This window comes from Tranquillimonas alkanivorans (assembly GCF_900115595.1).
Lineage (GTDB): Bacteria > Pseudomonadota > Alphaproteobacteria > Rhodobacterales > Rhodobacteraceae > Tranquillimonas > Tranquillimonas alkanivorans.
Window position 1 is genome coordinate 196,688 of record NZ_FOXA01000001.1, and the last position, 21,523, is coordinate 218,210.

At 68.7% G+C, this 21,523-nt stretch carries 16 protein-coding genes; 7 read left to right on the forward strand and 9 right to left on the reverse strand.

Translation table 11 applies throughout. The features are described 5' to 3' along the window. Nucleotides 1-74: 74 nt before the first annotated feature. Entirely contained in the window at nt 75-1,124 is a 1,050-nt protein-coding gene (locus BM162_RS00975; RefSeq protein ID WP_093417725.1) for a sirohydrochlorin chelatase, read from the reverse strand. Between the two features lie 11 nt (nt 1,125-1,135). Beyond that, entirely contained in the window at nt 1,136-1,369 is a 234-nt protein-coding gene (locus BM162_RS00980) for a DUF6732 family protein (RefSeq protein ID WP_093416504.1), read from the reverse strand. A 314-nt stretch (nt 1,370-1,683) separates the two neighbouring features. Between BM162_RS00980 and BM162_RS00985 the strand changes: the two genes are divergently transcribed. The 5 genes from BM162_RS00985 to BM162_RS01005 are packed head-to-tail and all read left to right on the forward strand — an operon-like array spanning nt 1,684 to nt 6,170. Next, nucleotides 1,684-2,682, forward strand: a complete 999-nt coding sequence (locus tag BM162_RS00985; RefSeq protein WP_093416507.1) for a glutathione S-transferase family protein — start codon at nt 1,684-1,686, stop codon at nt 2,680-2,682. 43 nt (nt 2,683-2,725) lie between these two features. Beyond that, nucleotides 2,726-3,091 carry a DUF1636 family protein gene (locus BM162_RS00990; protein ID WP_093416509.1) on the forward strand — a complete coding sequence of 122 codons (366 nt, stop codon included), beginning with the start codon at nt 2,726-2,728 and terminating at the stop codon, nt 3,089-3,091. Then, a complete protein-coding gene (locus BM162_RS00995; RefSeq protein WP_093416512.1) occupies nt 3,088-4,029 on the forward strand; it encodes an aminotransferase class I/II-fold pyridoxal phosphate-dependent enzyme in 942 nt (313 codons plus the stop codon). Before BM162_RS00990 ends, BM162_RS00995 begins: the two co-directional genes overlap by 4 nt. Next, a complete protein-coding gene (gene cbiB / locus BM162_RS01000; protein WP_093416514.1) occupies nt 4,026-4,940 on the forward strand; it encodes an adenosylcobinamide-phosphate synthase CbiB in 915 nt (304 codons plus the stop codon). The genes BM162_RS00995 and cbiB overlap by 4 nt, the downstream gene beginning before the upstream one ends. A 54-nt stretch (nt 4,941-4,994) precedes the next feature. Then, complete coding sequence (locus tag BM162_RS01005; RefSeq protein ID WP_093416517.1) at nt 4,995-6,170, forward strand: lytic murein transglycosylase; 1,176 nt, start codon at nt 4,995-4,997, stop codon at nt 6,168-6,170. Nucleotides 6,171-6,486: 316 nt separating this feature from the next. Here BM162_RS01005 and smc read toward each other — a convergent pair whose 3' ends face one another. The 3 genes from smc to BM162_RS01020 all read right to left on the reverse strand — a co-directional run bounded on the left by smc (nt 6,487) and on the right by BM162_RS01020 (nt 13,348). Continuing rightward, nucleotides 6,487-9,942 carry a chromosome segregation protein SMC gene (gene smc, locus BM162_RS01010; RefSeq protein WP_093416519.1) on the reverse strand — a complete coding sequence of 1,152 codons (3,456 nt, stop codon included), beginning with the start codon at nt 9,940-9,942 and terminating at the stop codon, nt 6,487-6,489. A 138-nt stretch (nt 9,943-10,080) separates the two neighbouring features. Then, nucleotides 10,081-12,615: an ABC transporter permease gene (locus BM162_RS01015; RefSeq protein ID WP_093416522.1), complete on the reverse strand. Its 2,535-nt coding sequence runs from the start codon at nt 12,613-12,615 to the stop codon at nt 10,081-10,083. Between the two features lie 34 nt (nt 12,616-12,649). Then, a complete protein-coding gene (locus BM162_RS01020; protein ID WP_093416524.1) occupies nt 12,650-13,348 on the reverse strand; it encodes an ABC transporter ATP-binding protein in 699 nt (232 codons plus the stop codon). Between BM162_RS01020 and BM162_RS01025 the strand changes: the two genes are divergently transcribed. Together BM162_RS01025 and BM162_RS01030 are read left to right on the forward strand one after the other, a co-directional pair. Then, nucleotides 13,347-14,030 (forward strand): arylesterase, encoded by a 684-nt coding sequence (locus BM162_RS01025; RefSeq protein WP_093416527.1) that lies wholly within the window; start codon nt 13,347-13,349, stop codon nt 14,028-14,030. The two genes, BM162_RS01020 and BM162_RS01025, sit on opposite strands and share 2 nt — an antisense overlap. Nucleotides 14,031-14,092: 62 nt before the next feature. Then, nucleotides 14,093-15,499 (forward strand): FAD-binding oxidoreductase, encoded by a 1,407-nt coding sequence (locus BM162_RS01030; protein WP_093416529.1) that lies wholly within the window; start codon nt 14,093-14,095, stop codon nt 15,497-15,499. A 79-nt stretch (nt 15,500-15,578) separates the two neighbouring features. Here the strand turns inward: BM162_RS01030 and BM162_RS01035 are convergent, their stop codons facing one another. From BM162_RS01035 to BM162_RS01050, 4 genes are all read right to left on the reverse strand, one after another. Continuing rightward, complete coding sequence (locus tag BM162_RS01035) at nt 15,579-17,186, reverse strand: ABC transporter ATP-binding protein (RefSeq protein ID WP_093416532.1); 1,608 nt, start codon at nt 17,184-17,186, stop codon at nt 15,579-15,581. Next, nucleotides 17,183-18,292 carry an ABC transporter permease gene (locus BM162_RS01040; protein WP_093417728.1) on the reverse strand — a complete coding sequence of 370 codons (1,110 nt, stop codon included), beginning with the start codon at nt 18,290-18,292 and terminating at the stop codon, nt 17,183-17,185. Before BM162_RS01040 ends, BM162_RS01035 begins: the two co-directional genes overlap by 4 nt. Nucleotides 18,293-18,431: 139 nt before the next feature. Beyond that, nucleotides 18,432-19,511 (reverse strand): microcin C ABC transporter permease YejB, encoded by a 1,080-nt coding sequence (locus BM162_RS01045; RefSeq protein ID WP_093416534.1) that lies wholly within the window; start codon nt 19,509-19,511, stop codon nt 18,432-18,434. Nucleotides 19,512-19,521: 10 nt separating this feature from the next. Further along, a complete protein-coding gene (locus BM162_RS01050; protein WP_093416537.1) occupies nt 19,522-21,423 on the reverse strand; it encodes an extracellular solute-binding protein in 1,902 nt (633 codons plus the stop codon). Nucleotides 21,424-21,523 lie beyond the last annotated feature (100 nt).

Below are 21,523 nucleotides of genomic sequence, written 5' to 3' on the forward strand. Positions count from 1 at the left end.
ACCTCCGGCCGTGGCGCGGGCCGAAAGGCAGGGAGCCTCCGGCGGGGATATTTAAGGACAGAAGAAGCAGCGGGTCACGCTTTCGTCTTCCGCGCACTTTCGGGCCCGTGCGGATGGTCCGCGTGCGGGTACGGCGCGTGGTGGTGGTGGTCGTGCTCGTGGTGATGGTGGTGATGATGCCCGTGATCCGCCTCAAGCCGGCAGAGCCCGGTGCAGAAGTCGTCGCAGAGCGCGCAGTCCTCGACGTTCGAGCCGGGGGCCGAGGCGCCCTGCCCCTCGACGTGGTGGTGGTGGCTTTCCTGCACCGCGCCGACTTCGCCCTCGAAGCCGAGGACCTGCGTGCGGTACTTGCACATGGCGCAGTTCGGCGGCGGCACCTCGCCCACCTGTTCGGTCACCCGCTCGGCGAAGGTTTCCAGCACCTTCGGATGGTCGTTCAGGTAGCCGGCCTTGACGAAGTCGATCTCGGGGTGCGCGGCCGCGACCCGGTCGGTGAAGCCGTAGATGCGGTCGATCAGGATGCCGGTGAACAGGAAGTAGGGAAAGACGACGACCCGGCGGTAGCCGAGCCGGGTCACGTGCTCCAGGCACGGCTCGACCAGGGGGAAAGTGACCCCGGAATAGCCGACCTCGCACCAGCCGAAGCCCATCCCCTCCCACAGCATCCGCGCGATCTTTGACACGTTGCCGTTGGCGTCCGGGTCCGAGGCGCCACGGCCGATGACGACGAGGCAGGTTTCGTGCAGCGGCACCTCTTCGCGGGCGTTGGCGGCGTCGAGCGCCTCCTGCACCCGGGCACCTGCGGCGGCGATCATCTTCGGGTCGACGCCCAGCTCTCGGCCGTAGGAGACCTCGATGCCGTGGGTGGCGGCGTAGGTATTGAGCACGGTGGGGATGTCGTTCTTCGCGTGCATCGCGGCGAAGAGCATGCCCGGCACCGCGAGGATGCGCTCGCAGCCCTTGTCGCGCAGCCGGTCGAGTCCGTCTCGGATCACCGGATTGGCGAACTCGAGGTAGCCGTAATCGACCTCCCACTCGTCGGGCAGATAGCCGGGCAGCTTCTGTGCGAGCACGGCGAATTCGTCCACGGCGGCTTGGCTGCGCGAGCCGTGGCCGCAGATCATCACACCGGTCTTCACGCCTGCTGCTCCTCGGCGTCCGCCCCGGCCTCGTCCTGGTCTGATGCCTCGTCTTCGGAGCGGGCCCTGGCCCCCTTCTCCTTCCAGATCGCCCAGAGCGACAGGCCGATGGCCACGCCGATGGCCGCGCCGGCGACCCAGTGGTCGTGGCCGGCGACCTCTCCGACATGTCCGGTATGGGCCTGCGCCACGCCGGGCGCGAGGATCGTGAGGAGGGTGAGGGTCTTCATCGCGGGTCCTTTCCGGGCCGGGCCGACGGACCGCAAGGCATCGGGGCGGACGCATGGCGCGACCTCCCACCGACGACGCCGCGCCGCGACCCCCTGTTTGGGTCGGCCGGCCGCGCGGCCCCCTCTCCGGCCCCTCGGGGCTTCGTCTGCTCTTCGTATAGGAACGCGGGCCGCGCCACGCAAACGATTATGCGGCGACCGGCACCGGGAAAGCGACTTGTGCAGGAACGCACCGCCGCCCTGCCCCGTTCGGCGTTAAGTTACGCGCTCCGCGACGCTAGGTCGGGGGAGAAGCAGGGAAACGGGAGGACGACATGGGCCAACTGGTCGACGGCAAATGGGAAGACACGTGGTACGACACGTCGAAGACCGGGGGGAAGTTCGTCCGGTCCGAGACGAAGTTCCACAACTGGATCACGCCCGACGGGTCGCCCGGCCCGCGCGGCGAGGGCGGGTTCCCGGCCGAGGCCGGACGTTACCACCTTTATGTCAGCTATGCCTGCCCATGGGCCAACCGCGCGCTGTTCTTTCGCCGGCTCAAGGGGCTCGAGGGCCTCATCGACGTCTCGGTCGTCCACCCCGACATGCTGTCGGAGGGGTGGGAGTTCCGCACCGATTTCCCCGGCGCCACGGGCGACAAGCTTTACGGCCTGCCGTTCCTGCGCGACCTCTACCTCAAGGCCGACCCGACGATCTCGGGCCGCGTCACGGTTCCCGTGCTCTGGGACAAGAAGCGCGAGACGATCGTGTCGAACGAGAGCGCCGAGATCATCCGGATGTTCAACTCGGCCTTCGACGGGATGACCGGCAACACCGCCGACTTCTGGCCCGAGGATCTGCGCGATGCGATCGAACCGGTGAACGACCGCATCTACGACACCCTCAACAACGGCGTCTACAAGGCCGGCTTCGCCACCTCGCAGGAGGCCTATGACGACGCCGTGCACCCGCTGTTCGACACGCTCGACTGGCTGGAGGAGAGGCTGTCCGAGAACCGCTATCTGATGGGCGACCGGATCACGGAGGCCGACTGGCGCCTGTTTTCGACGCTGGTGCGCTTCGACCTCGTCTATCACATGCACTTCAAGTGCAACCGCCGGCGGATCACCGACTATCCGAACCTATGGGGATACACGCGCGAGCTGTACCAGTGGCCGGGGATCGCGGATGAGGTGGAGTTCGACCACATCGTGCGGCACTACCACTACAGCCACGACACGATTAACCCGCACCGCATCATCCCCATCAACCCGGTGCTCGACTGGACCGCCACGCACGGGCGCGAGGCGGTCGGAGAGGCAGTCGCGCCGTAGGTTTTGACTTGATTGCGGCGGCGCACGGTGGCAGCGGAGCCGCATGACGACCTGGATCACGATCTGCGACACCTGCAAGCGCGAGGGCTGGGAGCCCGGCGCCGATGGCAGGACCGATGGCGAGGCGCTGGCCGAGCAGGTGGAGGCCGTGGTGCGGCCTCCGCTGAGGACGCGCCGCGTCTCGTGCCTGATGGGGTGCAGCCACGGCTGCAATGTGGCGGTGCAGGCGGCGGGCAAGCTCTGCTACACTCTCGGCCGGTTCGAGCCGGCGGAGGAGGCGGCGCAGGCGATCGTCGACTGGGCCGCGCTGCACGCTGAAAGCGAAAGCGGGCAGGTCCCTTATCGCCAGTGGCCACAGGGGGTGAAGGGGCACTTCGTGACCCGCCACCCGCCGCTGCCCGAGGAATGAGCGCACCGCGCGACCATGGCGGCGGCCTCGATGCCGCGGCCGCCCGCTGGGGCGGGATTCGCGGCGACTGGCTGGACCTGTCGACGGGAATCAATCCGGTGCCGTATCCGGTGGCCGAGATTCCGACCGAGGCTTGGACCGCACTGCCCGACCGAACAGCGCAAGAGCGGCTGATCACGGCGGCACGACGGTTCTGGTACGTGCCGGACGGGGCGGCGGTCGTGGCGGCGCCGGGGGCGTCTGCGCTGATCGCGCGGCTTCCGGCGGCCGCCGACGCCCCCCGCGTCCACATCCCCGGCCCCACGTATAACGAACACGCCGCTGCCTTCCGGGCGGCTGGGGCGGATGTCGAGGCGGGCGAGGATGCGCCGGTCCATGTCTATGTCCACCCGAACAACCCGGACGGGCGGCTGTGGGAGGGCGCGCATATCGGCGGCCGCCCCTTGACGGTGATCGACGAAAGCTTCTGCGACGTGACGCCGGGCGAGAGCCACGTGGCGCGGGCGGCGGAGCCGGGCGTCGTCGTGCTCAAGAGCTTCGGCAAGTTCTGGGGCCTCGCCGGCCTGCGGCTGGGTTTCGCCATCGCCGCGCCCGAAACGGCAGAGCGGCTGGTCGAGATGCTCGGCCCCTGGCCGGTCTCCGGCCCCGCACTCGAAATCGGCGCGCGGGCGCTGGAGGACGAGGGCTGGGCCCGGACGAGACGGGCGCGGCTGTGCGAGGACGCGGCGCGCCTTGATGCGCTGCTGACCGGGTGCGGTGCGCGCACCGTCGGTGGCACGACGCTGTTCCGCCTTTACGACGTCGACGATGCCGCCGCGTGGCAGGAGCGTCTTGCCCAAGGTCGTGTCTGGACGCGCGTCTTTCCCTATTCCCGCCACTGGCTCCGCCTCGGCCTGCCGCACCCGGACCGGTGGGAGCAACTCGAGGCCGCACTGTGACGCACGCCGGCGCTCTGGCTCTCGCTCTGCTCATCGACGCGCTGCTCGGCGAGCCGCGGTGGGTGTGGGATCGGTACCCGCACCCCGCCGTGCTGATGGGCCGCGCCGTGGCGGCGCTGGACCGGTCGCTGAACCACGGGGAGAACCGGAAGGCCAGGGGCGTGCTCGCGCTTGCCTCGCTGGCGGTCCCGGCATGGGTGCTGGGCGGCTTCTTCGCCGCCCTTCCCTTCGGCTGGCTGGTCGAAATCGTTGCCGCCGCGATCCTTTTGGCGCAGCGCAGCCTGGTGGACCACGTGCGCGACGTGGCAAACGCCCTGCGCATCTCGCTTGGCGAAGGCCGCCGCGCCGTGGCGCGCATCGTGGGCCGAGACACCGCTGGGATGGACGCCTCCGCCGTCTCGCGCGCGGCCATCGAGTCGGCGGCCGAGAACTTCTCGGACGGCGTCATCGCGCCGGCCTTCTGGTTCCTGCTGCTCGGTCTGCCGGGGCTGCTGGTCTACAAGATCGTCAATACCGCCGACAGCATGATCGGCTACCGCACGCCGAGGTATGCCGAGTTCGGCTGGGCCTCGGCCCGCTTCGACGATCTGCTGAACTGGGTGCCGGCGCGCCTGACGGCAGCCTTGCTCGCCCTCGCCCATCCGTCCTCCAACGCGTGGCCGGTGATCCGGCGCGACGCCGGGCTCCACCGCTCGCCCAACGCCGGCTGGCCCGAGGCGGCGATGGCGGCGGTGTTGGGCGCGGCGCTGTCGGGGCCGCGCTCCTACCACGGCGAGGTGCGCGACTATCCGTACGTCCACCCCGAGGGCCGCCGCGCGCTCGGCCCCGACGACATCGAGGCGGCGGTCCGCGTGCTGTGGCGCGGATGGTTGCTGACCTTCGGCATCGTGACCGCGCTGGCCATTGCCTGAGCGAGCAAGGCTGCTACCGTCCCGCGGCCAACGAGATAACCCCGAGGTCCATCGATGCGCTTTCCCCTGGCCGCTCTCGCCGTCGCCCTGTCCGCCACCGCGTCGCAAGCGGCGGTGCCCTGCGGCGGCAGCTTCTCCGGCTTCGTTAAGAAGATGAAGCAGGAGGCCGTCGCCCGCGGCCACGCCCCCTCGACCGTCGACAGCTTCTTCCGCACCGTCCGGCAGGACCTCGAAACGATCGCGGCCGACCGGCGGCAGGGCGTGTTCCAGCTGCCATTCCTCGACTTCTCGCAGCGCCTCATCAGCCAGAACCGCATCCAGCGCGGCCGGCAGATGGAGCAGAAGTGGGACGACGTCTTCGAGCGGATCGAGGCCGAATACGGCGTGCCGCGCGGTGTGCTCCTGGCGTTCTGGGCGTTCGAGACCGACTACGGCGCGGTCCAGGGCGACTTCAACACGGTGAACTCGCTGATGACGCTTGCGCACGATTGCCGCCGCCCCGACCTTTTCCGCCCGCAGGTCTTCTCGGCCATCGAGCTTTACGAGCAAGGCGGGCTGGATCCGGCTTCGACGACCGGCGCCTGGGCGGGAGAGATCGGCATGGTGCAGATGCTGCCGGGCGACATCATCGAAAGCGGCGTCGACGCGGACGGCGACGGCGCGGTCCGATTGAAGACCTCTCCGCCCGACGCGCTGACCTCGGGCGCGAAGATGCTGCGCCATCTCGGCTGGCGCCCGAACGAGCCGTGGCTGCAGGAGGTCGAGGTGCCGGCAGAGATGGACTGGGCGCAGACGGGCCTCGACACGAAGAAGACGGCAAGCGACTGGCTCGAGATGGGCGTGCGCCCGCGCAGCGGGTCGCTGCAACGGCCGGACCTGCCCGCGTCTCTCCTTCTGCCGCAGGGGCATGAGGGACCGGCCTTCCTCGCCTACCCGAATTTCGACGTCTACTTCGAGTGGAACGAGAGCTTCGTGTACGTGATGACCGCGGCCTACTTCGCCACGCGGCTTGAAGGGGCGCCGGTGTATGACGCGGGCGATCCCGAGCCGGGCCTGAACGAGCGGCAGATGATCCGCCTGCAAGAGACCCTCAAGGCACGCGGCTATGACGTGGGCGGCGTCGACGGCATCCTGGGCGAAATGACGCGCAAGGCGGTTCAGGCAGAACAGGAGCGGCTGGGCCTTCCCGCAGACGCCTGGCCGACGCCGAGCCTATTGGAGCGGCTTTAAAGTCGTTAATCATCCTCGGCGGCGAGGTTTGGAGATCGGTAGGACTTCGCCTGTAGTCCGGAGGCACGAAAGCTGTTCTCTTGGAGGTCACCTCCAAACGATAGCCCGGCAGAGCTGCTACTCTGCCGGGCTTCTTTTTGCGGCGTCAGCCGATCAAGAGCCTGATGATGGCGACCGCGAGCGATGCTGCGGCGATCGCCACCATCCATCTTCGAAAACTGTCCTCTGTCAGACCAACCACCTCCTTCCACCGCCAAGGGTCGCGGCGGGGGCAGGCTCGGTCGGAAAGGCTGCGTCAGGGTAGCTGGCGGCCGGATCAGGCCACCAGCTGCTCGGCTTTCTTGAGGTCGACGCTCACCAGCTGACTGACCCCCTGCTCGCCCATCGTCACGCCGAACAGCCGGTCCATGCGCGCCATCGTCACCGCGTGGTGGGTGATGATCAGGAATCGCGTCTCGGTCTGACGCGTCATCTCGTCCAGCAGGTCGCAGAAGCGGGTCACGTTGGCGTCGTCGAGCGGCGCGTCGACCTCGTCGAGCACGCAGATCGGCGCGGGGTTCGCCAGGAACACGCCGAAGATCAGGGCCAGCGCCGTCAGCGTCTGCTCGCCCCCCGACAGGAGCGACAGGGTCGAAAGCTTCTTGCCCGGCGGCTGGCACATGATCTCGAGCCCGGCTTCCAGCGGGTCGTCGGACTCCACCAGCACCAGCTTCGCCTCGCCCCCGCCGAAGAGGTGGGTGAAGAGCATCGAGAAGTTGCTGTTCACCTGCTCGAACGCCGCCAGAAGCCGCTCGCGCCCCTCCCGGTTCAAGGCCGAGATACCTGAGCGGAGGGCGCGGATGGCCTCTTCCAGGTCGGTCTTTTCGCGCACCAGCGTGTCGTGCTCGTCCTGCACCTCTTGGGCGTCTTCCTCGGCGCGTAGATTCACCGCGCCCAGCGAATCCCGCTGGCGGCGCAGCTTTGCGACATCCGCTTCCAGCGCGGGGACAGCCGGCATGTGCTCGGCGTCCGTCTCCAGCCCCGCCAGCAAATCCTGCGGCGTCGTCTCCTGCTCTTCCGCGATGCGCTCGGCTGCCGCGGCGACCGCGTCTCGGGCGGCCTCGGCCCGGGCTTCGGCGGCGGCCCGCGCCTCGCGCGCGTCGCCCGCATGACGTTCGGCGTCGCGTTCCGTGGTCACCGCCTCGCGCAGCGCGGCCTCGGCTTGCGACAGAGCCTCCCCCGCAGAATGCCGCCGTGCCTCGGCCTCCTCGATCGAGCGGGCGAGGTCCTCGCGCTGCTCGGCGATTTCCTCGGGCGCGGCGGCGGCGTCCTCCAGCTCGGCGCGGGACTCCTCGAGCCGCGCCTGGATCTCGGCCACCCGCTTGCCGGCGTTGTCCAGCCGGCTGCGCCAGCTGGCGATCTCGCGCGCGACCTCCTGCGCCCGCCGGGTCCGCGCCTCGCCCTCGCGGCGGAGTTCGTCGTGCTGGGCGCGCGCGGTCATCATGGTGATGCGCGCGGCCTCGACCTGCATCTTCAGAGTCTCCACCTCGGCGCGCACGGCGTCGAAGTCGTCCAGCTCGTCCAGCCCCGCCTCGGCTTCCTTCAGCCGCGCGCGGGCCGACATCGCCTCTTCCTCGTGGCGGGTGACGGCGAGCCGCTGGCTTTCCAGCTTCCCCCCGGCGATGTTGCGGTCCGCCTCGGCCCGGCTGAGCGCGCGGCTGGCCTCGGCCACGCGCGCGTCGGCATCGCGGCGGGCCTGCCGGGCCGCCTGGTCGGCGCGGGTCAGGTCTTCCAGCCGTGCCCGCAGCGCCTCGTGCTCGTGCGCCGCGGTCTCGACCTTCGCCTCGGCGGCCTTGATCTGGCGGTTGAGTTCGTCCAGCCGGTTGATCTGCTGAAGCCGCAGCGCGGCGGCGGAAGGCGCATCCTCGCCCCCGGCGCGGAAGCCGTCCCAGCGCCATAGGTCGCCCTCGACGCTGACCAGCCGCTGCCCTGGCCGCAGCGCCGATTGCAAACGGGCCCCTTCGGCGGCGTCCACCACGCCCACCTGCCCGACCCGGCGCTGGAGCACGCCCGGCACCGTCACGACCTCGGCCAGCGGGCGCGCACCGTCGGGCAGCGCGGGTGCATCGGCATAGGCCGCGAGCTCCACCCAGCCGGAGGGCGCGTCGGCGTCGATGGCCGGGGCGCGCAGGTCGTCGGCCAATGCCGCGCCAAGCGCTTTCTCGAATCCCGGCTGCACCTGCACGAGGTCGAGCACCTGGCCGCCGTCGCCTTCGTCCCGCGCCACGAGTTTCGCCAGCGCCCCGGCCTCGGCCTTCAGCGCGTTCAGCTCGCCCTCGAGCGAGGAACGCCCCGCCCGCGCATCTGCCTCGCGCGACTGCGCCTCACCCCGGGCCTCGTCAGCGGCGAGCAGCGCGTCCTCGGCGCGGTCCGAGAGTTCCTGCGCCGCCTCCTGTGCCTCATCTGCGGCGGCGTAGGCGTCGGAGGACTCCTCCAGCGCCGCCTCGGCCTCTTCCACCGCCTGCCGGGCACGGGCGGCCTCGGCCTCGGCCTTGTCGCGCAGGCGCGCGGTTTCCTCGACGAAGCGGCGGGCGGATTGGTGGCGGGCGGACAGTCGCGCGGCCTCTTCGGTCAGCTCGGCCAACTGCGCCTCGCGCTCGCCCAGCAGCACGCGAGCGACCTCGGCGGCCTCTTCGGCCTGCTCCAGCTCGACTTCGAAGCCGTCGCCGGCGTCCTCGAGCTCGGCGCGCTCGTCTTCGAGCCGGGCTATGGTGTCGCCCGCGTCACGGTTCAGCGCCTCTTCCCGCTCCCCGTCGCGGGACAGCTGGTCGATGCGGGCCTTCAGCGTGTCGATCGTCCGCAGCGCCTGCGCCTCCTGCTGGCTCAGCGTGTCGCGCTGGACCTGAAGCTTCTGGAGGACCGCGACGGCAATGGCCTCCTCCTCGCGCAGGGGCGGCAGGGCCTCTTCCCGCTCTTCGCGGATCGCCGCCGCCTCGCGCGCCGTGCGCTCCGCCTCGGTGGCGCGGCGCGCACGCTCGGTCAGCAGCGCCTCGGCGTCCGTGCGCGCCGTGTCGGCGTCGCGCCAGCGGCGGTAAAGCAGCATGCCCTCGGCCATCCGCAACTCTTCGCCGATCTTGCGGTAACGCGCCGCCTGCTTCGCCTGCCGGGCCAGCGTGGCAAGTTGCGCGGCCAGCTGCTCGACCACGTCCTGCACGCGCTCAAGGTTGCTTTCGGCGCCCTTCAGCTTCAACTCGGCCTCGTGGCGGCGCTGATACAGGCCGCCGATGCCCGCCGCGTCCTCGAGGATGCGCCGCCGGGCCTTGGGCTTGGCGTTGATGAGCTCCGAGATCTGCCCCTGCCGCACCAGCGCCGGGGACTGCGCCCCGGTCGAGGCGTCGGCGAACATCATCTGCACGTCGCGCGCGCGGATGTCCTTGGTGTTCGCCTTGTAGGCCGATCCGGCGTCGCGCGTGATCCGGCGCACGATTTCCAGCATGTCGGCGTCGTTGAAACCCGCCGGGGCCAGCCTGTCGGAGTTGTCGATGTGCAGCGACACCTCGGCGAAGTGGCGGGCGGGCCGCGTGGCGGTGCCCGCGAAGATCACGTCCTCCATCCCGCCGCCGCGCATGGCCGTGGGGCGGTTCTCGCCCATCACCCAGCGCAGGGCCTCGAGCAGGTTCGACTTGCCGCAGCCGTTCGGGCCGACCACGCCGGTCAGTCCGTCGTTGATCACCAGGTCGGTGGGGTCGACGAAGCTCTTGAAGCCGTTGAGACGCAGGCGGGTGAAGCGCAAGGGAGCCTCGCTTGATTCCGTTGATCCGCGAGTTTCCGGGTGCGGGCGCGGCCTGTCAACGCAGGCCGCGCCGGATATGGAGCGGAATTCCGCCTTATCCCCAAGATATGGGGCCGCTACGCGAGATGTGCCGCCAAGTCACTCGCGCGCCCGCAGGACCCGCGCCGGGCGCGCCGCCAGTGGACCCCAGGCAAAGGCCAGCCCGGCCAGCGTCGTCAGCATTACGCCGCCCAGCACGATCAGCACGGCCGAGACCGGCTCGAACGCGAAAGACGTCTCCATCACGAAGCGGCTGACGGCCCAGCCGGCCAGGCCACCCGCCACGATCGCCAGCGCCCCCGCCGCTGCACCCAGAAGCGCCGAGCGCAGGGCGAAGCTGAGCAGGATCGTGCGGCGGCTCGCCCCCAGCGTCTTGAGCACCGCCGCCTCGTACGTACGGGCCCGGACGCCGGCCGCCGCCGCACCGATGAGGACGACGAAGCCGGTGATCAGCGTGGCAAGCGCGCCATAGGTGATCGCGGCGGCGATGCCGGCCAGAACCTCGGACACCCGGTCGATGGCGTCGCGCACGCGGATCGCCGTGATGTTGGGATAGGCCGAGGCGAGGTCGCGCAGGATCTGCGCCTCGGCCTCCTCCTCGGCGTGGATCGTGGCGATGTAGGTGTGCGGTGCGCCGCGCAGCGCCGCCGGGTTCATCGTCAGCACGAAGCCGATTCCGGCGGTCGAAAAGTCGACCTCGCGGAAGCTGGTGATGGTGCCGGTGATGTCGCGGCCCAGCACGTTGAGCGTCAGCGTGTCACCCAATTCCAGCCCGATCTCTTCGGCTTCCTCGGCGGCGAAGCTGATCTGCGGGGGGCCGTCGTAATCCTCGGGCCACCACTCGCCCGCCGTCACGCGTGTATCCTCTGACGGCCGGTCGGCGTAGGTCACGCCCCGATCGCCGCTGACGACCCAGTGGTCCCCCGCCACCTCGCGTGCCGGGCGGTCGTTGATGCGGGTGACGATGCCGCGCAGCATTGGTGCGGTCTCGACCTGCGACACCGCCGGATCGTCGTTCAGGCGGTCGAGGAAGCCGTCGATCTGGTTCGGCTGGATGTCGACCATGAAATACGACGGCGCGACGTCGGGCAGGTCGCGGGCGATGGCGTTGCGCAAGTTGCTGTCGATCTGCCCGATCGCCGCCAGCACCGTCAGCCCGAGGCCGAGCGACAGGACCACCGACGCGGCCTCGCCCCCCGGTCCGCCGACCGCGCCGAGCGCCAGCCGCAGGGCGCTGCGCCCCTGTGCCGCGCGGGTCGAGGCGAGGTGCCGCGCCAGCGCCCGCACGCCCCATGCCACCAGCAGGAGTGCCACGAACGCCGCCGCGATGCCTCCCGCGGACCAAAGCGTGAGCTTCGCCAGCCCCGAAAGCCATGCCGCCGAGCCCACGAGCGCCGCCAGGATCGCCGCCAGCACCACCAAGTAGATGGGCCGGGGCAGCCCCCGCGTGCGGCCCACCGCGTCACGGAACAGCTGTGCCGCGCGAATGTCCTCGGTCCGGGCGAGCGGCCACAGGGTGAAGAGCAAAGCCGCCAGAAGGCCGTAGAGCGCAGCCTCGAGCAGCGGGCCCGGATGCAGCCCGAACTCGACCGGGACTGGCAGCTGCGCCTGAATCAGCGGCGAGAAGGCCAGCGGAACGCCCGCACCCAGCACCAGCCCGATCGCCAGCCCCAGCGCGGTCAACGCCCCGATCTGCATGAGGTAGACCATGAAGATGGTCCGCCCCTCGGCGCCCAGCGTCTTGAGCGTGGCAATGGTGCCGGTTTTCTCCTCCAGATGCGCCCGCACCGCCGAGGCGACCCCCACGCCGCCAACGGCGAGCCCCGCCAGCCCGACCAGCACCAGGAAGGCCGCCAGCCGATCGACAAAGCGTTCGACGCCCGGCGCGCCGTTGCGCCGGTCGCGCCAGCGGAAGCCGGTCTCGGCCAGAGCCTCCTCGGCCCGCGCCTCCAGCGCGTCGAGATCGGCGTCCTCGGGCAGCGCGAGGTAGTATTCGCTTTCGAACAGCGTTCCGGGCTGAAGCAGCTCTGCGCCGTCGAGGTCCCGCGTCAGCACCATCGTGCGCGGCCCCAGGTCGAAGCCGCCGCCCGCATCGTCCGGCTCGCGCGTGATGGCGGCCATCAGGACGAAATCCTTGGTGCCCAGCCGGAAAGTATCGCCCGGCGACAGACCGAGCCGGTCAATCAGGATCGGGTCCATCACGGCGCCCGGCCTCCCGTCGCGGCCTTCGAACGCCTCGGCCAGCGGCATATCGGGCTCCAGCCGCACCTCGCCGTAGATCGGATAACCGTCGTCGACGCCCTTCACCTCGGTCAAGGCGCGCTCGCTCTCGCCGCCGCGGTCGACGACGGCCATCGAGCGGAAGTCGGTGATCTCGACCACCTCGGTGGCGATGCCGTCGAGAAATGCGCGTTCCTCGGGCGAGGCGAAGCGATACGTGAACTCGACCGACGCGTCACCCCCCAGCAGCACCGCGCCCTCGCGATCCAGCCCGGCGCGAATGCTTTCACGGACAAGCCCCACGGCGGCGATGGCCGCGATGCCCAGCGCGAGGCAGGCGAGGAACACGCGGAAGCCCTTGAGGCCGCCGCGCAACTCGCGGCGGGCGATGCGGGCTGCGACGGCGGCGCTCATGCCGGCGCTCCCGCGATGCACACGACTGCCCGGCTCATTCCGCCGCCGCCCGCGCGACGTCGGGCGCGGCGATGCGCCCGTCTTCGAGACGGATAACCCGGTCGCAGCGTTCTGCCAGTTCGGGCGCGTGGGTCACCAGGATCAGCGTCGCCCCGTGCCGGTCGCGCAGCCCGAACAGCAGGTCCATGATCGCCTGTCCGGTCGTGCCGTCCAGGTTGCCGGTCGGCTCGTCCGCCAGCAGGATCTCGGGCCGTGTCGCCGCCGCGCGGGCCAGCGCCACGCGCTGCTGCTCGCCTCCCGAGAGCTGCGCCGGGTAATGGTCGCGCCGGTGGTCCAGCCCGACCGCCTCCAGCTCTTCCGATGCGCGGTCGAAGGCGTCGCGGTGTCCGGCCAGTTCAAGCGGCGTCGCCACGTTCTCGAGCGCGGTCATGGTGGGAATAAGGTGGAAGGACTGGAACACCACGCCCATATGGTCCCTTCGGAACCGGGCCAGCGCGTCCTCGCCCATCGCAGTCAGGTCGTGGCCCAAAACGTCGACATCGCCGCCCGTGGCGCGGTCCAGGCCGCCCATCAGCATCAGGAGAGACGATTTGCCAGACCCGCTCGGACCCGTCAGCCCCAGCGTTTCGCCCCGCGCCACCTGGAGCGTGATCCCCTTCAGGATCTCGACCCGCCCCGCGTTGCCGTCGAGCGAAAGCCGGGCGTCCCTGAGGGACAGGATCGTGTCGGTCATGGCGCGTCCCCTGCAATTCACGTCCACGGGATATGGGGCGATCCGCATCCTCCGCAACCTTGCGGTGGCGGGGCTCGTCGCCGCATCCCCCGCCGCGGCCGAGACGGTGACCCTCGCCGCGCTCGGCGACTCACTGACGCAAGGGTACGGGCTGCCGCAGGAGCAGGGGTTCGTTCCGCAGCTCGAAGGCTGGCTGGAAGAGCACGGCGAGGACGTGGACATCGTCAACGCCGGGGTTTCGGGCGACACCACCGCCGGCGGACTGTCGCGCGTGGACTGGACCCTGACACCCGACGTGGACGGCCTGATCGTCGCGCTTGGCGGCAACGACCTGCTGCGCGGCATCGATCCGTCGGTCAGCCGCGGGAATCTGGATGGCCTACTGCAGGTCGCGCAGGCGAAGGACGTACCGACGATGCTGATCGGCCTCACCGCGCCCGGCAATTACGGGCCGGACTACAAGCAGGCGTTCGACGCGATGTATCCCGAGCTCGCGAAAACCTATGGCTCCGTCTACGTCGAAAGCTTTCTCGCTCCGCTGGAAGAGATGGACGACCGACAGGGCGCAATGCGCGACTACATGCAGGCCGACGGCATTCATCCGAACGCCGAAGGCGTGAAGCTGATCGTCGAAGCGCTCGGCCCACGCGTGCAGCAGTTGATCGGGCGCATCGTGGACTGAGGATTCCTCTGGAATCTCTCCCGCTGGTATACCAGAACACGCGCGACGAAAGGGAGAGAGACATGGACCTGCTGGACAGACTGCGCGACGCGATCGGCGAGAAGTACGTGCTGACGGGGAACGACTGCGCCGCATACGCGCGGGACTGGACCGGCAAGTACGAGGCGCAGCCGATGGCCGTGCTGCGCCCTGCCTCCACCGCCGAGGTCAGCGCGATCATGAAGATCGCCTCGGACACCGGCACACCGGTCGTGCCCATAGCAGGGAACACGGGGCTGAACGGCGGCGCGCAGGCCCCCGACCAGCTGCTCCTGACGCTCGACCGGATGACGGCCATCCGCGAGATTCGGCCCAAGGCCCGCACCGCGATCGTCGAGGCCGGAGTGATCCTGTCTCAGATGCACGACGCCGCCGATGCCGAGGGGCTGATCTTCCCCCTCACCTTCGGCGCGCGCGGCTCAGCCCGGATCGGCGGCGTGCTCTCGACGAACGCCGGCGGCTCGAACGTCCTGCGCTATGGCAACACCCGCGCACTGACGCTGGGGATCGAGGTCGTGCTGCCCTCGGGCGAAGTGCTCGACCTGATGAGCGAACTGCACAAGGACAACTCGGGCTACGACCTGCGCGACCTGTTCATCGGGGCGGAAGGCACGCTTGGCATCATCACCGCCGCGGTCCTCAAGCTCGCCCCGAAGCCCCGCGCCTATGCCACGGCAATGGTCGCGCTGCCGTCGCTGGACGAGGCTCTGGTACTGCTGAACCGCCTGCAAGAGGTCTCGGGCGGCGCGGTCGAGGCGTTCGAGTACATGCCAGGGTTCTATATCGAGACGCACCTGGAGCACGTCGAGGGCGCGCGGCCGCCGTTCGAGCAGACGCACGACATCAACGTGATGGTCGAAATCGGCGCCACTTCGCCGCGCGACGCGACGCCGGGCGAAGACGGCACGGTGCCGGTGGTCGCGATGTTGCAGGACACGTTGATGGAGATGGTTGAGGCCGGCACCGTGCTCGACGCCGTCGTGGCCCAGAACGAGGCGCAGCGGCGCGAGATGTGGGAGCGGCGCGAGCGGGCGGCTGAACTGTCGGTGGTCAGGCGTCCGCTGGTGATTACTGACGTGGCGGTGCCGCTCGACAAGGTGGCGACGTTCCTGAGCGAGGCCACGGCGCGGATCGCCGAGATCGACGCGGAGGCGCAGGATTTGACGGTGGCGCACCTGGGCGACGGCAACATTCACTATGTCGTCTGGCCGGGCCAGGACGACCCGGCGCATCAGGACCGGATCATGGAGATCGTCGAGGACGTGGTGACGGAACTGCGCGGCAGCTTCTCGGCCGAGCACGGTGTGGGACTGGCCAAAAAGCCGTCGATGCAGCGACGCAAGGACGCGACAGCGCTCAAGGTGATGGGTCAGATCAAGGCGGCGCTCGACCCGCAGGACATCATGAACCCCGGCAAGGTTCTGCCGTAACGCGCGTCACCGGCAGCGAATTTTCGTCGAAAATTCGCACGTCCGATTTTTCGGCGAAAAATCGGTGGGCGGGCGGCCCTCAGGCCGCGTCGCCCGCCGCTTTCAGATCGAAGGCCGCCGCCATCAGGGTCCGAGTGTACTCGGTGCGCGGGGCGTCGAAGACCTCGTCCGCCGACCCCTCCTCGACCACATCGCCGCGCTTCATCACCATGACCTTGTGGCTCAGCGCGCGCACGACCTTCAGGTCGTGGCTGATGAAGAGATACGCCAGCTGGTACTTCTTCTGCAGGTCGCGCAGCAGCTTCACGATCTGCACCTGCACCGTCATGTCCAGCGCCGAGGTCGGCTCGTCCAGCACCACCAGCTTAGGCCGCAGGATCATGGCGCGGGCGATGGCGATGCGCTGGCGCTGCCCGCCCGAGAATTCGTGCGGATAGCGGTGCATGGTCGCCGGGTCCAGCCCGACCTCGGCCATAATCTCGGCCACCATCTCGCGCTTGTCGCGGCCCTTCTCGACGCCGTGGACCGATAGTCCCTCGGAGATGATCTCCTCGACCGTCATGCGCGGCGAGAGCGAGCCATAAGGGTCCTGGAACACGATCTGCATGGCCGAGCGTAGCGGCCGCAGCTGGCGCGACTTCCAGCCCTGGATGTCATCGCCCAGGAACACCACCCGGCCGTCGGACGAGATCAGGCGCATGATCGCCAGCGCCAGCGTAGTCTTGCCCGACCCGGACTCGCCCACGATGCCCACCGTCTCGCCCGCCCGGACCGACAGGGAGGCCGAATTGACCGCCTTCACGAAGCCCACTGTCCGGCGCAGCAGGCCGCGCTGGATCGGGAACCAGATGCGCAAATCCTCGGTCCGCACGATCTCGGGCGCGTCCTGCTCGACCGGGTCGGGGACGCCGGTCGATTGCGCGTTCAGCAGCATCTTGGTGTAAGGGTGCTGCGGGGCGGCGAAGATCTCGCGCGTGTCACCGCGCTCGACGATTTCGCCGCTCTTCATCACGCAGACCCGGTCGGCGAAGGCCTTCACGATGCCGAGGTCGTGGGTGATGAACAGCATCGACATGCCGAGCTTGCGCTTGAGGTCCGCGAGCAATTCGAGGATCTGCGCCTGGATCGTCACGTCGAGCGCGGTCGTCGGCTCATCCGCCACCAGAAGGTCGGGCTCGTTCGCCAGCGCCATGGCGATCATCACGCGCTGGCGCTGGCCGCCGGACAGCTGGTGCGGATACGAACTCAGCCGGCTCTCCGGGTCCTGAATGCCGACCTGGTCCAGAAGTTCGAGGATGCGCGCCTTCGCCTGCGGCCCCGTCAGCCCCTGGTGCAGCAGGAGTGTCTCGCCCAGCTGCTTTTCCAGCGTGTGGAGCGGGTTGAGCGATGTCATCGGCTCCTGGAAGATGAAGCTGATCTTGTTGCCGCGCACCTTGCGCAGAAGCGCCTCGGACGCGCCCACCATCTCCTGCCCTTGGAAGGTGATGGAGCCCGAGAGCTTCGCGCTGTCGGCCAGCAGGTCGACGGTGGACAGTGCGGTGACGGACTTGCCCGACCCGCTTTCGCCCACCAGCGCGACGGTCTCGCCCTTGCCGACCTCGAACGACACGCCGCGCACCGCCTGCGTCTCGACCGCGTCCTGCCGGAAGCTTACGGTCAGGTCTTTCACTTCGAGAACGGCGCTCATTGGAAGGTCTTTCTCGGGTCGAACGCGTCGCGCACGCCTTCGAAGATGAAGACGAGGAGCGACAGCATGATGGCGAAGGTGAAGAATGCGGTGAAGCCCAGCCACGGCGCCTGCAGGTTCTGCTTGGCCTGAAGCGTGAGCTCGCCCAGCGACGGGGCCGAGGACGGCAGGCCGAAGCCCAGGAAGTCGAGCGAGGCCAGCGTCGAGATCGTGCCGGTGATGATGAACGGCAGAAGCGTGACGGTCGCGACCATCGCGTTTGGCAGCATGTGCCGCATCATGATGGTCCAGTTCGACACGCCCAGCGCCCGCGCCGCCCGCACGTATTCGAAGTTGCGTGCGCGCAGGAACTCGGCTCGGACCACGCCGACCAGCGCAGGCCAGCCGAACAGCACCGTGACGAACACCAGAAGCCAGAAACTTCGGCCCAAGATCGCGAACAGGATGATGATGATGTAGAGGGACGGCGTCGACACCCAGATCTCGATGATCCGCTGGAAGATCAGGTCCAGCCAGCCCCCGAAGAAGCCCTGCACCGCCCCGGCAATGATGCCGATGATGGATGTCAGCACCGTGACGATCAGCGTGAACAGGATCGACAGCCGGAAGCCGTAGATCACCCGCGCCGCCACGTCCCGCGCCGTGTCGTCGGTACCCAGGATGTGGGCCGAATCCGGTGCGGACGGGGCGGCGCCGCCGATGTCATTGATCGTGTCGTAGGAATACGGGATCGGCGGCCAGAGCAGCCAGCCCTCCTCGATCGCCTGCCCGTCGTAGCTGCCCGTGGTCTCGGCCGCGGCAAGCACTTCCTCGGGCTCGTAGAAGCAGTCTTCGAGCCCGCCGGACACGATGAGGCACTGCACCTCGATGTCGGAATAGACCGCCTCGGTCCGGAAATCGCCGCCGAACTCGGTCTCGGGATAGAAGTTGAAGATCGGCGTGTAGTAGTCGCCGCGGTAGTTCACGAGGATCGGCTTGTCGTTCGCGATGAACTCGGCGAACAGCGACAGCCCGAAGATGATCGCGAACAGCCACAGGCTCCACAGGGCGCGGCGATTGCGCTTGAAGTTGCGCCAGCGGCGCTGGTTCAGCGGCGACAGCCACATCCGCCGGCGGCGCGGATCGACTGGCGGCGGGGCGAGGTGCCCGCCCGGCCCCGGATGGGGCGGCGGGGTCGCGACGCCCGGCTCGGTGGGCTCGGCCGGCTCGTTCTCGATCTCGGGGCGGTAGTCGGGATGCGCCATGTCAGGTCTCCCGCGACTCGAAGTCGATGCGCGGATCGACGAAGACGTACATCATGTCGGACAGGATGCCGACGACGAGGCCGATGAGGCCGAAGAAGAACAGCGTGCCGAAGATCACCGGGTAATCCCGCGCCACCGCAGCCTCGAAGCCCAGCCGGCCCAGCCCGTCGAGCGAGAAGATGGTCTCGATGATCAGCGAGCCGCCGAAGAACACGCCGATGAACACGCTCGGGAAGCCCGCGATCACGATTAGCATCGCGTTGCGGAACACGTGGCCATAGAGCACGCGGCTTTCCTTCAGCCCCTTGGCCTTGGCGGTGACGACGTACTGCTTCTTGATCTCGTCCAGGAACGAGTTCTTGGTCAGCAGCGTCAGCGTCGCGAAGGCCGAGATGGTCGAGGCCGCCACCGGCAGCGCGATGTGCCAGAAATAGTCCACGACCTTGCCGAACAGCGAAAGCTGCTCCCAGTTGTCCGAGGTCAGGCCCCGCAGCGGGAACCACTGGAAGTACGACCCGCCCGCGAACAGCACGAGCAGAAGGATCGCGAACAGGAAGCCCGGGATGGCGTAGGCCACGATGATCAGGCCACTCGTCCAGGTGTCGAAGCTGGTCCCGTCGCGCACCGCCTTGCGGATACCCAGCGGGATCGACACGACATAGGCGATGAGGGTGGACCACAGCCCCAGCGTGATCGACACCGGCATCTTCTCGAGCACCAGGTCGATGACGCTGATCGAGCGGAAATAACTCTCGCCGAAGTCGAACTGGATGTAGTTCCACATCATCGTCAGGAAGCGTTCGAGCGGCGGCTTGTCGAAACCGAACTCGCGCTCGAGCTGCTCGATGAATTCGGGCGGCAGGCCGCGGGCGCCGGCGTAGTCGCTTTCGCCGCCCCCACCCACGGTTTCCGAGCCGGTGCCGGCGATGCCTTCGAACACATCGCCCTCGCCCTCGATCTGGGCCAGGACCTGTTCGATCGGCCCGCCGGGGACGAACTGCGTGAGGACGAAGTTGACGATCATGATCCCCAGCAGCGTGGGGATCACAAGCAGCATTCGCCGGAGGATGTATGCTCCCATTAGTCGGACCTCAGAGCTTGCCGGCGGCTTCGAGCTCGGCGGCCCGGTCGGCGTCGTACCACCAGAAGTCGAGGTTGCCGAGCGCGTAGGGCGGCAGCGGCTCGGGATGGTCGAAGACGTCGTAGTAGGCCACGGTGTGCACGTCCTTGAACCACTGCGGCACCCAGAACCGCTTGGCCCGCAACACGCGGTCGAGCGCCATCACGGCCGTGTAGAGCTCGTCCTGCGTCTCGGCCGCCATCACCGTCTCGATCAGGCTGTCCACGGCCGGATCGCACAGGCCCGGCGAGTTGAAGACGTCGTCCACGCCTTCGCACCCGAAGTACTGCATCAGGCCCGCCCCCGGCTCGTACCCTGTGGGGAACTGGTCCACGATGATGTCGAACTGATGGCTGCGGGTCAGGTCGGTGTACTGCGCCGGGTCCACCCGGTTGTAGCGCGCGTCGATGCCCAGCGCCTGAAGGTTCGACACGAAGGGCTGGTGCACTCGGTCGAAGGTCGGGCTGTCCTCGAGGATCTCGACCGTCAGTACCTCGCCGGCCTCGTTGCGGCGCACGCCGTCGTCGCCAACGATCCACCCGGCCTCTTCCAGCAGCTTCGAGGCGCGGCGCAGGTTGCGGCGGTCGAGCTGCCGCTCGCCGCTTTCCGGCGCGGGCGTCGGCGCGGCCTCCAATATGGCCTCGTCCAGCAGTCCCTCGTCCACCAGCGGCTGAAGCAGCGCGACCTCGGCTTCGGTGGGCGTGCCCAAGGATTCGAGCGGTGAATTCTCCCAGAAGCTGTCGATGCGATCGTAGATGCCGTAGAACAGCGTGTCGTTCGACCACTCGAAGTTGAACATCAGGCCGATCGCCTCGCGCACACGCGGGTCCTGGAACTTCTCACGCCGCAGGTTCATCACGTAGGACTGGCCGGTGGCGATGGTGCCGTCCGGCAGCTCGGCCTTGATGATGGTGCCATCCTCGACCGCGGGAAAGTCGTACGAAGTCGCCCAGTTCTTCGAGCTGTTTTCGTTCCGGAACGTATAGGCGCCGGCCTTGAAGCCTTCGAGCGCGGCGTTGGAGTCGCCAAAATACTCGATCCGGATGGTGTCGAAGTTCGACCGGCCCCGGTTGATCGGCAGGTCCGCGCCCCAGTAGTCGGGATTGCGGCTGTAGACGATCTGCTGGTTGATGTCGTAGCTGTCGAGCACGTAGGGCCCCGAGCCAACGCCGGGATCCAGCCGGCTTTCGTCCAGCCCCGCACCCGTCTCCTCGAACCAGGCCTTCGACATTACCGGCAGCCCGGCCGCGACCTGCACCCGGTCACGCGGCGGTGTGCCGTCCTTGAAGTTGTACCGGACGCGCTTGGGGCCCAGCACCTCGACGCTTTCGACGTACTCGTCGAGCACGGTGCGAAACGACAACAGCCCCTCGTCGCGGAACAGCTCGTAGGTGAACTTCACGTCCTCTGCGGTGAGCGGCGTGCCGTCCGAAAACTCGGCCCCTTCGCGGATGTTGAAGATCGCCCAGGATCGATCCTCGGGGTACTCGACCGTCTCGCACAGCAGGCAGTAGAGCGACCCGATCTCGTCCGCGACCGACACCATCATCTCTTCATAGATCGACGACGCCAGCAGGCCCGAACGGCCCTTGCGGGTGAAGGGGTTCATGCTGTCGAAGGTGCCCAGCCACGGGATCGACATCTCGCCGCCCTTGGGCGCGTCCGGATTGACGTAGTCGAGATGCGTGAAATGCGCCGGGTACTTCAGTTCGCCGAAGGTCGAGATGCCGTGGCTGACCGTGACGTCCGCATCCTCCTGCGCCGGGACCGCGACGCTCGTCGCCAGCAGGGCCACGCCGGCGGCGGACAGCGACCGCGACAGACGCGTACGTGGCGTACGGGGTGCGCGGCGACGGGTGCGGCATGAGATCATGCGTCGATCCTCCGTAAACTGATGACGTCGATGGGTCTCCGGTCGACGAGGTAAGCTATTTTTGGGCATGTCGATGTTTCAAGACGAAACTCCGTGATGC